This window comes from Drancourtella massiliensis (assembly GCF_016900655.1).
Taxonomy (GTDB): domain Bacteria; phylum Bacillota; class Clostridia; order Lachnospirales; family Lachnospiraceae; genus Sellimonas; species Sellimonas catena.
The window spans coordinates 1-11,672 of sequence record NZ_JACJKH010000021.1 but is presented as its reverse complement, the minus strand read 5'-3'; the positions used below and the strand labels follow the sequence as shown (position 1 = coordinate 11,672).

Here is an 11,672-nt window from a genome sequence, read left to right as displayed (position 1 = left end):
CTATTTCCTCCCATCCTCTATCGATCGATACAATGTTTCCACCTCTGCTCTTGTTGCCAGACGCTCCGAGAAGGCACTGGCACTTCCTGCGGACACTCCCATCCGGAAAGCATGTTCGTAATCTTTCTTTTCCAGCCATCCTGCCAGAAATCCTGCCACCATGGAGTCTCCTGCGCCCACTGCATTGACAAGAGTTCCTTCCGGCGCCGGAAGCATATGCACCTCTCCGTCTGCATCCAGAAGCACGGCTCCCTTGCCGCCCATGGATACGAGCACATTCAGCGCACCCCGTTCCTGCATTTTCCGGGCATACGGCACAACAGATTCCTGAGTATCAAGTTCCACTCCGAATATCGCTCCCAGTTCGTGCTGATTCGGTTTGATCAGGAATGGATGATACGGAAGTACTTCCATCAGCAGGTCATTGGTCGCATCCACCACTGTGAGCACTCCTTTTCCATCCAACCGCTTCATAATCTCCGCATAAATCGTTTCCGGAATACTTGCCGGAATGCTTCCTGCCAGCACCAGAATATCTCCTTCTTTCAGTCCGTCCAGCTTTTCCAGAAGTGCTTTCACAGCCGCTTCACTGATAGCCGGTCCCTGTCCATTGATCTCGGTTCCGTCAAAATCCTTCATTTTGATATTGATTCTTGACCATCCCTCGTCAAGCTCAATAAATTCACTTTGGAATCCCAGCTCCTGCACTTTGCTTACAATCTCTCTTCCGGTAAATCCTGCCACAAATCCAAGGGCAGTATTATCAAATCCGAGGTTTTCCAGTACCGTAGACACGTTGATTCCCTTGCCTCCCGGGAGCATCTGCTCTGATGCCGTCCGATTCGTCTCTCCAAGCCGGAAATCATTGACTGTCACAATGTAATCCAGTGACGGATTAAATGTTACTGTGTAAATCATTCTTTTCTACCTCCGTTCTTTCTATGCTTATCATAGCACCATTATCAGTCATAATCAATCATTTTATTTCACAATATTTTTACTTATTTTTTGTAAATTTTTCACAATCGGTCAAATTCAATCATTTAAGTGCAACAAAGAACTCCTGCGATTTCATTCCCCAACATCGCAGGAGTTCTTTTCCACTCTTTATTCAGATTTCCAGTTATATTGCTTTGACCTGCTGTTCCAGTACCAGTTTCTGATAAGCAGCAGAAGAACGGAAGCAACAAGCAGAATCCCGATCACAATCCATCTACCTGCTGTCAGAGGGATGGCAATCGGATACCTGGATGTCACAGCCGCCAGAACGAAAAAGCAGACCACCATCACTCCAATCTGTATCCGCCATTTCTTTTGATCCACGGAAAGTCTTCCTCTGTACTCAAACATGTGGTCTCCCAGAAGAACAACCGCCATGGCTGCTACCAGCGCCGCCAGAATCTCATTAGAGCGGACAGCATTATCATTCTGAATCAGATTGACTACTGCAAAGAACGTCAGCCACCATATAAAGCAAGTCCCTGTTTCCAGTAATTGTTCTCCAATGGAACTTTTTTTCCTGATTCCCCGTTTTTCAATCAGAAAATCGCAGAATGCCTGATAAGGCATCCCCATCTTCCGGTCCAGCCTGGCCCCCTGGATCTCTGCCTCTTCCGCGATGCCGATCAGTTCGCTTTTGATCAGTTCCCGATCAAAAAGTGAAAGTTGCCTGGTCGACAGGTACTGTAGTGCGGGATACAGCTGTTCCCACATCTCTTCTCCCATGTCCGCGATACGGCCTGTATTTTCTTTTCTTAATGTTGTCAAATCGTTCCTCCAGAACATGTCTTTATGCCTCCTGCCTTTTCTTCATCATGCCCATTCATATTCCTTTGACCGGCGGTTCCAGTACTGTTTTCTTACAAGCAGCATCAGGTAGGATAATACCAGCATTCCTGCAAAGAAGATTCTGCCTCCGCATGGAATGGAAATCCGGATATCCATTCTCCAAAGCAGCCAGTCTGCAAAGATCAGACACAGAATCACCAAAAGGATGATCAGCGCCTGTGATTTTTTAGACCGGAATGCGATCTTCCCTCTGTAATCTGTAATAGGATGAATAAATATCTGATCGTGAATCCAAAGAGAAGCGGCCGCACCTATCACTGCCAGGATCACAGTACTCATATCCAGTTCAATCTGATTTGTCCAGATGGTTTCTATACTGAAAAATGTCAGAAACCAGACGAAGTGAACTGCAAATTCTACCAAATATTCTCCTTTTTTTCTCCTGTCACTTTTCTCTCTGGAGCTTAGCATCTGATCACAAAACTCCTGTCCCGGCATGCCAAGCTTCTCTTCCAGAGTGATTCCTTCAATCAGGGCTTCTTCTGCCATTCCGATCAGTTCCTTTTTGATCACTTCTTCTTCAAAGAGCGGAAGTGACGAGGAATCCAGATATTCTACAATCGGATAAAGCTGATCCCACATTTTCCCATCCAGAACGGATATCCGGTTTACATTTTCCTGTCTGATTTTGATCAGATCATTTTCCCATAACTTTGTCAGCAGCATATGATCCCTTCTTCCCCGCTTTGACCTTTCTCTACTTTTTTACAGTTCCTCCATCTTTCCGATGATTTCCTGATAAAATTCTTCCTGGCTCTTTTCTCCCCGTTCCAGCGTTTCCAAAATCACTCCGTCTTTCAGAAGGATAATCTTCCGGCAGTTGCTTGCCATCTGCGGGTCGTGAGTAACCATGACAATCGTCTTCTTCATTTCCTGATTGATGGTTCGAAGTGCTTCAATCACGATTTTGCCGGACTTGGAGTCCAGATTTCCCGTCGGCTCATCGGCCAGAATCAGATCCGGATTGTTAATCAGTGCCCGGCAGATTGCCACTCTCTGTTTTTCCCCGCCGGAAAGCTCATACGGATTCTTGTTTAGCAGATGATCGATCTGAAACTTTTCCGCATATGCCTTTGCCGCGTCCATCATCTTCTGCGCGTCCTCCTGCCCGAGGATCATCGGCAACATGATATTTTCCTCAACTGTCAGACTGTCCATCAGGTAATAGTCCTGAAAGATAAATCCGAGTTTCGTTCTTCTGATATCCGCCAGCGTATCTCCGGAAAGTCCTTTTGTGTCCTGTCCCATGAATCGGACCGTTCCATCTGTCTGCTTATCAATCATCCCCAGAACTTTCAGAAGGGTCGTCTTTCCACATCCGGATTTTCCCATAATTCCGGTGAAATCTCCTTCTTCCACCTGAAAGTTCAGTCCTTTTAAAACTTTTATATCTTCTTTTCCCTTTTTCCCTACAGCCTTCTGATAATTACGAATTAAATTTTCAACTTCAAGCACATACATCTTCTTTTCCCCGCTTTCTATTTCCAGTCGTATTTCTGCGACTGCTTTTTCCAGTAGTTTGCACTGATAAAAGCTGCCAAAACAGATAACAAAATCAGACACCCTCCTATGACAAATCCATTTCCTGTAATAGCCAGATCTGTCCAGACATCTGTAAATACTACAAGTACTAATGACCCTATCTTAATCAAATGCCTAAGATATTCTTTACGTTTATCCCATGCCATAATACGTTTTCCAGGAAGCCATACATCTGACAATGCTGCGAAAAATGCGAATAACATATCTGATGCATAAACCATTCTTGGTTCTGCATCCAGCAAAGCCCCAATGAGCCAGAAAACAGTCAGATACCATACAAAATTCACAGCCAATTCCAGAATCTGCTCCTCCACCTTTCTTTTTCCGGTTCTTTCTTCCCCGTTTTCAATCAGGTTGTCGCAAAATTCTTTCGGCGGCATGCCCAGTTTTTCTTCCAGAGAGATCTGTTCGATCTCCGCCTCCTTTGCCATGCCGATCAGATCTTTTTTTATCACTTCTTCTTCAAACATCGGGATCGAAAAAGAGGAAAGATATTCTACCATCGGAGATAACTGATCCCACATTGCTCCGTTCATTCCACTGATCTGCTCTGCATTCTCATTTCTTATTTCTGTCAATTCATTTTTCCATAACATTTTTCTCGCCTCCTGTCAGAAGATCCGGTCAACAGACTCTTTCACTTCCTGCCATGCCTGATAAAACTGATCGACATAGTCCTTTCCCTCCTGAGTCAGTGCGTAGTACTTCCGCTTCGGCCCCAGAGGACTTTCTTTAAAGGTTCCCTTAATCAGCTTCTTTTTCTCCAGGCGGAGTAAAAGCGGATAAAGCGTGCCTTCTTTTGCGTCAGAAAATCCATAATCCTGGAGCCTTGTTACGATCTCATATCCGTATGTCTCTTCCTGATCAATGATCTTCAGAATGCATCCTTCCAGAATCCCTTTCATAAGCTGCGCTTTGTCCATATTTCTCACCGCCTGTCTCTTGTTGTTTCACTTAAAGCTGCTCCATTTCTCCGAGAATCTCCCGATAATAGCGTTCCCGCTCTTTTTCATCGTCTCCTTTGCGGTCCAGTGTCTTTAAAATCACGCCATCTTTCAGCAAAATCACATGCTTACAATTGCTCGCCATCTGAGGGTCATGAGTCACCATGATGATAGTCTTTCCCCATCTATTAATCTCTTTGAGTGCATCCAGAACAATTTTTCCGGATTTGGAATCCAGATTTCCCGTCGGTTCGTCCGCCAGAATCAGTTCCGGGTCATTGATCAGCGCCCGGCAGATCGCGGCTCTTTGCTTCTCTCCGCCGGAAAGCTCCGTCGGCTTCTTATCAAGAAGATGCGAAATCTCAAACTGTTCCGCATATTTTTCCGCCCGCTTTTTCATTTCCGCGGAATCCGCCTTGTCTAAAATCATCGGCAGAATCATGTTTTCCCTCACTGTCAGACTGTCCATCAGGTAGTAGTCCTGGAAGATAAATCCGATCTTCCTTCTGCGGATGTCTGCCAGCTCATCCTTCCACAACTCTTCCGTATCAAAATCTTCAAAATAAATTTTTCCTTCTGTCGGCCGGTCCAGAAGTCCAAGCACCCGGAGCAGCGTTGACTTTCCGCATCCGGATTTTCCCATGATTCCGAGGAAATCTCCTTTCTCGACTTTCATGCTGATCCCGCGGATGACCTTGATATCATCCTCTGCCGGACGGGCTCCATCACCTTTTTTAGAATAATTTCTAATAATATCCTGCACTTCTAACACTGTTCCCATGATTTCCCTCCAGTCTACCTTGTATGATAAGGTTCTTCTCTTGACTATATTATATAGCAAGGTAGGCATTTGTCAATAGATTCTGACTAAAAGATAACATCTTAATCGTTTCGTTCTATTTTCCAGTACAAGTCAGCAAAAAATACGGTTCAAATTTGCAAATTGTCATTTTAAGCCGTAGATTCTAATCTGGTTTCTTCCTGCGCATAGAAAAAGGATGTCTCCTGATTGTGGAAACATCCTTCTTCTTAGCTTCTTATCCTAAGATTGTCTTTAAATCCTCTTCCGGCGTTGTAACCGGAGCAATTCCATATTCTTTTATCAGATACTCCGCCACACCTTTTGAAAGAAATGCCGGCAGTGTCGGGCCAAGCCGGATATTTTTGATGCCGAGGTGAAGAAGCGTCAGCAAAATGCAGACCGCTTTCTGTTCATACCAGGACAGAATCATAGACAGCGGCAGTTCATTAACACCACATCCGAATGCATCTGCCAGTGCCAGTGCAACCTTGATGGCACTGTAGGCATCATTGCACTGTCCCATGTCGAGCATCCGCGGGATTCCTCCGATTGTTCCCAGATCCAGATCGTTAAACCGGTATTTTCCGCAGGCCAGTGTCAAAATCACCGTATCCTTTGGTGCCTGTTTTACAAACTCTGTATAATAGCTTCTTCCAGGGCGGGCTCCATCGCATCCTCCTACCAGGAAGAAATGCCGGATCGCTCCGCTTTTCACACCTGCGATGATCTGACCCGCCACACCCAGAACTGCCTGATGGCCGAATCCGGTCATTGTGGTGCTGCCGCCGTTGCTTCCTGTAAATTCCATATCTTTTTCATATCCACCAAGTTCCAGTGCTTTTTGGATCACCGGGGTAAAATCTTTGTCCTCACCAATGTGGACCATGCCCGGATATCCTACTACTTCCGTTGTAAATACCCGGTCCGCATAACTGTCCTTTACCGGCATCAGACAGTTTGTCGTATAAAGAACCGGTGCCGGAATGTCTGCAAACTCCTTCTGTTGATTCTGCCATGCGGTTCCAAAGTTTCCTTTCAGATGCGGATATTTCCGAAGCATCGGATATGCATGAGCCGGGAGCATCTCTCCGTGGGTGTAAACCTGGATTCCCAGATCTTTCGTCTGTTCCAAAAGAAGTTTCAGATCATAGAGATCATGACCGGTTACAACGATAAACGGCCCTTTTTCCACTTTCCAGGATACTTCTGACGGCTCCGGATTTCCAAATGTTTCCGTGTTGGCACGGTCGAGCAGTTCCATGCATTTCAGGTTCACTGCTCCGGTCTCCATAACCACCGGAAGAAGTTCTTCCATTCCCCAGTCCTCTGCAAGTATAGATAATGCCTTGTAGAAAAAGGTGTTGACTTCCTCATCCACATAGCCCAGTACCATGGCATGATAAGCATACGCCGCCATTCCCCGGATTCCAAATAAGATCAGAGATTTCAATGACCGGATATCCTCCTGCGCTTCCCAGATCCATTTCATATCATATTCATCGGTGTTCCCGCACTTTACTTCGCATACTGCGCAGCCCGGCGCAATCTGCTCTTTTTCTGCTCTTACTTTATCAATCAGCCTTTCAATGGCTTCATCATCAAAATTGACATTTGTGACAGTAGCAAACAGACCTTCCAGAATCAACCGGTCCGTATTTTCTGTCTTCGGATTGGACGCACACGTCCTTGCAAGTCCGATCAGCGCCCCGGTCAGTTCATCCTGAAGGCCTGCTGTCCTTGCTTTCTTCCCACAGACTCCCGCTTTCCCGGTACATCCGCTGCACCCTGCCGTCTGTTCACACTGATAACAAAACATCTGCTTTTCCATTTTCTGTCCTCCTTACTTTTTCGTTCCATGGCCAGTATACAGGAGTCAGAAAGCAAAATATGTTGTAAGTACAACAGATTTTATATTATTTTAATGTCGTCCGCACAATCCTTGTGACGCAGTCCCGGAGTTCCTTCTCTGATATCGTTCCATCAGACAACGCCTGCCGGATACTTTCCTGATCCTCCGGTTCTCCCGGCATTACCAGATCATTTCCTGCCTTAATGCATCCCGCAGCCGTACAGTCTTCACTCAGCTGCGTCGTTGTCCAGTCCGTCATGATCAATCCCTGAAATCCATATTCACAGCGGGCCGCTTTCGTACAGAGATCATAACTGTTTGCCGCATGGATACCATTGATCAGATTATAGCTTGTCATGATTGCAAGCGGATGCGCTTCCCGAATAACAATTTCAAAGCCGCGCAGATAGATTTCCCGAAGGGTTCGTTCCGAAAGAATACTGTCGGATCCGCTCCGGTTATCCTCCTGATTATTGCAGGCAAAATGCTTCACAGTTGTTCCGCATCCAGGGTGCTTCTGCACTCCTTTTGTCATGGCTGCGGCAATTTTTCCGCTGAGGAACGGATCTTCCGAATAATACTCAAAGTTCCGTCCGCACAGAGGATTCCGGTGGATATTCATTCCCGGCGCGAGCCAGAGCGTCACTTTAAACCGCTCCATCTCCTCGCCCACTGCATTACCGACTTCCCGGATCAATTCTTCATTCCACGTCTGAGCCAGAAGTGTTCCGACAGGGAACGCCGTACAATATTGATAATAAATATCTCCTTCCTGTTCCGGCCCATCGTAAAAAAATCCTCTTTCAATCGCCGCTTCAAACGGAATCGTCTGCACTTTTCCATCGTACACCACATAATTCTGACTCAGGCGCAGACCTGCCGGTCCGTCAGCCAGAACAATCGCTTTTACTCCCTGTCCGGCCGCACAGGAGCTGGTCTCACCTGCAGATCCAGGCACCGAAATCCCGGCTGCGCCAAGATTGCTTCCCTGTCCGCTTCCCGGATCTCCCACAGCAAGCAGGATCAGCTGATCCTCGGACAGCCCACTGGTGATTTCCGCCGCTTCATCCCCCGGCTCTTTATAATCGTAACAATACCGGATAGTATCAAGTCCGGCCAGATCATAGGAAAAGTGCGGCACATTCTCCGTATTGTTGATCAGCGCTTCATACCGCTTCCGGATTTTTTCAGCCGGAACAGACAGCTCCTCCAGAGTTTCTCTTAATGGACAGATATGCTCTGTTTCTGCCAGCACTTTCTCCTCTTTTACATCAAGGATACCTTCCAGTGTGCTTTCCATAAGGGAATTTCCCACATAGATTCCGTAGCATCCCGCTTCCAGAATCCATGCTGCCCGGCTTTCATCAAAGGAGGCTAGCGTTCCGGCATCAAAAGTCATCTCAACCGTCTCCTCTTCTCCCGGAGCCAGTATCCTGGTCTTGGCAAAAGCGCACAATCTACGGAACTCTTTTTCAATCTTTCCGACTGGAAGGGATACATAAAGCTGAACCACTTCTTTTCCGGAAAACTCCTGGCTGTGGTTTCTCACTTTGACCGTAACTCTTACCTCTCCGTTTTCTGCCGTTTTAATACGGACAGTATTCATGGTGAAAGATGCATAGGACATTCCATACCCGAATCCGTAACGTACCGGAATCTCGAAGGTATCAAAATAACGGTATCCCACATAGATGCCTTCCTCGTACTTCTCCTTCTCGACATTTCCGTTATTATGCGAAAATGTCGCGGCATTCGGATAGTCATCATAAGAAAATGCCCATGTATCAGTCAATTTTCCACTTGGAGAAATAATCCCGCTGATAACATCTGCCACGGCAGTGCCGCCCTCCTGGCCCGGCTGTGATACTGCCAGTACTGCCTGAATCTGCGGAAGCTTTTCAAGGAATGACAAATCCACAACTCCGCCGGAATTCAGCAACAGAATGACCTTTTCAAATCTGTCACAGACATCGGAAAGAAGGGTATACTCTTCATCGCTCAGAAAATAATCTCCTTTTTCTGCCCGTCTGTCCGCCCCTTCCCCTGCATTCCGGGCAAGGACGAAAACTGCCGCATCCGCATCGACAGTATAAATTTCCGGTCCTGCCGGAACATGAAATGGAGAAGTGGAATATGCGGTGAAAAAATCTGTTCCGCTTTTTGTTTTATCAAGAATCGCTTCTTTCCATTCCAACCGTTTTCCCTTATATTCTTCTTCATATTCATGGAGCCATTTCTCCGTCATAATTTCAAATCCGGCATCTTTCAAACCTTCATAGATGCTGATACTTCTTCTCTCGTTTACATCTCCGGAACCGGTGCCTCCTTTGACTGTTCTGGACGCACCAGAACCAAACAGCGCAAGTTTACTTCCCTTTTTGAGCGGAAGCAGATGCTCCTCATTTTTCAAAAGGACAATCCCCTCTTCTGCTGCCCGGCGCGCAATTTCCCCATGAAGTTTCTCATATGCTTCCGGTTCCCTGCTTGTTGTTCCTGTAAACATGGTTTCTTTTCTTTCAAAGTGCATGTTCCTCACCTCATTTCAGATTTTCAGCTTCTTTTTTGCTTGATTTATATATAAATTTTTACATCGTTTTACTATGTTGTCAATACGAAAGATACCTCTGCTCATAATTGAACAGACATCTTCCATATGCTATGATAAAAGAAAAACGGAGGACAGACTATGATTGATTTTCAGAACAAAAAAGTATTCAAACTCAGTAAAGCAAAAGAAAAGCATCTTCCGAAAGAAATCCTGGATCTTTTGATTTATGGAGAAGAAATCGTCGGGTACTACAGTGCTCTGCGGGACTATGTGGTATTCACAAACAAACGACTGATCGCCTGCAATGTACAGGGCATTACCGGATCCAAAAAGGATTTTACTTCCCTTCCGTACTCCAAAGTTCAGGCATTTTCCATTGAAACAGCCGGAACCTTTGATATGGATTCCGAATTGACCCTCTGCTTCAGCGGCCTTGGTAATGTCACATTTGAGTTTTCTGCCGGAGGAGATATAAGAGAAATCGGAAGACTGATCTCTTCCTGTATTTTATAAAACAGAATGGAAAAAGCGCCGTATTTGCGGCGCTTTTCTTACAAATCCAGAAGGAATTACTCCTGTATCTAAGGATTCATACTCTCTAAATGTACAGTTTCTTATTTTCTGATATTCAATTTATTCATCAATGCTTCCTGAAGAACTTGTGAAAAATTCACTCCCTTTTCTATTGCTTCTTCATTCAACCATTCCGGAATACTCAAAGTCTTCTTGACCGCCTTTGAATTGTGCTTTCTCTGATATTCCAGCATATCAAATCCTACGATCACAATGGCACCATCCTCTACATTCAACTCATTAATCGGTGTAGGATCTGGAATGACTTCTCTATCTTCTTTTCTGCCTACTAATACTATACCCAAAGCTTCCACTGCCATTTCATAAGCTTTCTGCAAATCATCGCCTTCAGTGAGACACTCTGGAAAATCCGGAAAAGTTACCCAAAATCCACCTTCCTCTGCCGTATGAAAGATTGACGGATAAAATAATTTATTCATACATGATACCTCCATTTCCATTCTCATTTCAGGCGCAGGGCTTATTTGAGCCCTGCTTGTTTAAGTATTGCCTGCTCCAATCCCTTTTTCTTGAGATATTTTATCATCTCTTTCGGAGTCATTGGCATCTTTTGTATCTCCTTTCCTTATCATGTCTTTATAGTAATACGTAATTTTACGTATGTCAATAGTTCATGAAAACCATGACCACCCGTCAATAGTGGTTTTTTGTTAAGCGTGCCTACATTTTTCGGAACGCGAAAAACTCCACCACGCTTAACTAGCTAAAGCCACATAAATCAATCCCGCCGACCGATTACCGGTTGGCGGGAGAAAATCTTTTCGATATATAATTAGAGTTAAGTTAGATTTATTTTTAATAAATAATCCTTCTCTTTTTCATTAAATGATTTTCCGCATTCTCGCACATTAGACCACTTAAACAAAATACTTGTGTCATCCGTAGTAAAGGTAAATTTTTGAACAAAGGCCGATTTTCCCTCTACATCCTGTCGAACAGACAATTCCTTCTTATTGTAATTTGTTAAATCAATGGTCTCCTTTTCTTCAATACTCCATAAATTAACCGGAAGATATTGAGGAAGAATTACTTCAATACGATCCCCTGTTTTAACATCAGGAAGTTCAATTACACAATCAAGGTTGTCTTCTACATAGGATTCCGATAAATCTTTTAAAGAAAATTCTTTTCCATTGATAATTGCAATATCGCTTTTAGGATAGCCCTGCTCATCTCGTGGGAATTTTGTTATATCAAAAGATTCACTGGATTTGTCCATATGATTCCCACATCCCCAAATCATTGTCAAGACTATCATCAGGGGGAATAACCCTAAAATTTTCTTGTATATTGCCATGCATTCGACCTCCTCTCAAACTGTAAGTGAAATAGGCGTTTGCGAAACGCCACAAGCCGCATAAATACGGCATTTTTGCTTTTAAAAACAAATAACTCCTCACCTGATATGCTATAATAGAGTTGCACAAAACTATAAACCACCATCCAAGAAAGGAGTTATTCTGATACTATGATACCATATAAACAGCTTTCTCTGGCAGATATTTTTTCAGATTGCCAGGAAAAATTTGAAACTGACAAACCTGC

Annotated in this window: 12 protein-coding genes; 1 reads left to right on the top strand and 11 read right to left on the bottom strand. The window is 44.6% G+C overall.

The window, feature by feature from the left end:
* The 9 genes from pfkB to H6A32_RS11430 form a co-directional block, all read right to left on the bottom strand.
* Complete coding sequence (gene pfkB / locus H6A32_RS11470) at nucleotides 1–918, bottom strand: 1-phosphofructokinase (protein WP_087252479.1); 918 nt, start codon at nucleotides 916–918, stop codon at nucleotides 1–3.
* Between the two features lie 189 nt (nucleotides 919–1,107).
* Complete coding sequence (locus tag H6A32_RS11465) at nucleotides 1,108–1,767, bottom strand: hypothetical protein (RefSeq protein ID WP_138372814.1); 660 nt, start codon at nucleotides 1,765–1,767, stop codon at nucleotides 1,108–1,110.
* 45 nt (nucleotides 1,768–1,812) lie between these two features.
* Entirely contained in the window at nucleotides 1,813–2,514 is a 702-nt protein-coding gene (locus H6A32_RS11460; protein ID WP_204864400.1) for a hypothetical protein, read from the bottom strand.
* 39 nt (nucleotides 2,515–2,553) lie between these two features.
* On the bottom strand, nucleotides 2,554–3,309 hold the full coding sequence (locus H6A32_RS11455; protein WP_087252477.1) for an ABC transporter ATP-binding protein: 756 nt from the start codon (nucleotides 3,307–3,309) through the stop codon (nucleotides 2,554–2,556).
* A gap of 17 nt (nucleotides 3,310–3,326) precedes the next feature.
* A complete protein-coding gene (locus H6A32_RS11450) occupies nucleotides 3,327–3,986 on the bottom strand; it encodes a hypothetical protein (protein ID WP_138372812.1) in 660 nt (219 codons plus the stop codon).
* A gap of 15 nt (nucleotides 3,987–4,001) precedes the next feature.
* Nucleotides 4,002–4,313, bottom strand: a complete 312-nt coding sequence (locus tag H6A32_RS11445; RefSeq protein ID WP_087169428.1) for a PadR family transcriptional regulator — start codon at nucleotides 4,311–4,313, stop codon at nucleotides 4,002–4,004.
* Nucleotides 4,314–4,344: 31 nt separating this feature from the next.
* Complete coding sequence (locus H6A32_RS11440; protein WP_087252475.1) at nucleotides 4,345–5,115, bottom strand: ABC transporter ATP-binding protein; 771 nt, start codon at nucleotides 5,113–5,115, stop codon at nucleotides 4,345–4,347.
* Nucleotides 5,116–5,371: 256 nt separating this feature from the next.
* Nucleotides 5,372–6,964, bottom strand: coding sequence for a hydroxylamine reductase (gene hcp, locus H6A32_RS11435; protein WP_204864399.1), 1,593 nt, complete (start codon nucleotides 6,962–6,964; stop codon nucleotides 5,372–5,374).
* Between the two features lie 85 nt (nucleotides 6,965–7,049).
* Entirely contained in the window at nucleotides 7,050–9,512 is a 2,463-nt protein-coding gene (locus tag H6A32_RS11430; protein WP_204864398.1) for a glycoside hydrolase family 3 protein, read from the bottom strand.
* Between the two features lie 159 nt (nucleotides 9,513–9,671).
* Here H6A32_RS11430 and H6A32_RS11425 point away from each other — a divergent pair, with 159 nt between their 5' ends.
* Nucleotides 9,672–10,046: a PH domain-containing protein gene (locus H6A32_RS11425; RefSeq protein WP_191435198.1), complete on the top strand. Its 375-nt coding sequence runs from the start codon at nucleotides 9,672–9,674 to the stop codon at nucleotides 10,044–10,046.
* A 101-nt stretch (nucleotides 10,047–10,147) separates the two neighbouring features.
* On the opposite strand, the gene H6A32_RS11420 is transcribed toward H6A32_RS11425, so the two are convergent.
* Together H6A32_RS11420 and H6A32_RS11415 are read right to left on the bottom strand one after the other, a co-directional pair.
* Nucleotides 10,148–10,546, bottom strand: coding sequence for a type II toxin-antitoxin system HicB family antitoxin (locus H6A32_RS11420; protein WP_204864397.1), 399 nt, complete (start codon nucleotides 10,544–10,546; stop codon nucleotides 10,148–10,150).
* Nucleotides 10,547–10,905: 359 nt separating this feature from the next.
* Nucleotides 10,906–11,424 (bottom strand): hypothetical protein, encoded by a 519-nt coding sequence (locus H6A32_RS11415; protein ID WP_191437242.1) that lies wholly within the window; start codon nucleotides 11,422–11,424, stop codon nucleotides 10,906–10,908.
* Nucleotides 11,425–11,672: the final 248 nt, after the last annotated feature.

What these genes read in the sequence shown, in the direction of transcription:
- pfkB (WP_087252479.1), bottom strand. Translation starts at nt 918, where the DNA reads ATGATTTACACAGTAACATTTAATCCGTCACTGGATTACATTGTGACA.
- H6A32_RS11460 (WP_204864400.1), bottom strand. Translation starts at nt 2,514, where the DNA reads ATGCTGCTGACAAAGTTATGGGAAAATGATCTGATCAAAATCAGACAG.
- H6A32_RS11455 (WP_087252477.1), bottom strand. Translation starts at nt 3,309, where the DNA reads ATGTATGTGCTTGAAGTTGAAAATTTAATTCGTAATTATCAGAAGGCT.
- H6A32_RS11450 (WP_138372812.1), bottom strand. Translation starts at nt 3,986, where the DNA reads ATGTTATGGAAAAATGAATTGACAGAAATAAGAAATGAGAATGCAGAG.
- H6A32_RS11445 (WP_087169428.1), bottom strand. Translation starts at nt 4,313, where the DNA reads ATGGACAAAGCGCAGCTTATGAAAGGGATTCTGGAAGGATGCATTCTG.
- H6A32_RS11440 (WP_087252475.1), bottom strand. Translation starts at nt 5,115, where the DNA reads ATGGGAACAGTGTTAGAAGTGCAGGATATTATTAGAAATTATTCTAAA.
- hcp (WP_204864399.1), bottom strand. Translation starts at nt 6,964, where the DNA reads ATGGAAAAGCAGATGTTTTGTTATCAGTGTGAACAGACGGCAGGGTGC.
- H6A32_RS11430 (WP_204864398.1), bottom strand. Translation starts at nt 9,512, where the DNA reads ATGCACTTTGAAAGAAAAGAAACCATGTTTACAGGAACAACAAGCAGG.
- H6A32_RS11425 (WP_191435198.1), top strand. Translation starts at nt 9,672, where the DNA reads ATGATTGATTTTCAGAACAAAAAAGTATTCAAACTCAGTAAAGCAAAA.
- H6A32_RS11420 (WP_204864397.1), bottom strand. Translation starts at nt 10,546, where the DNA reads ATGAATAAATTATTTTATCCGTCAATCTTTCATACGGCAGAGGAAGGT.
- H6A32_RS11415 (WP_191437242.1), bottom strand. Translation starts at nt 11,424, where the DNA reads ATGGCAATATACAAGAAAATTTTAGGGTTATTCCCCCTGATGATAGTC.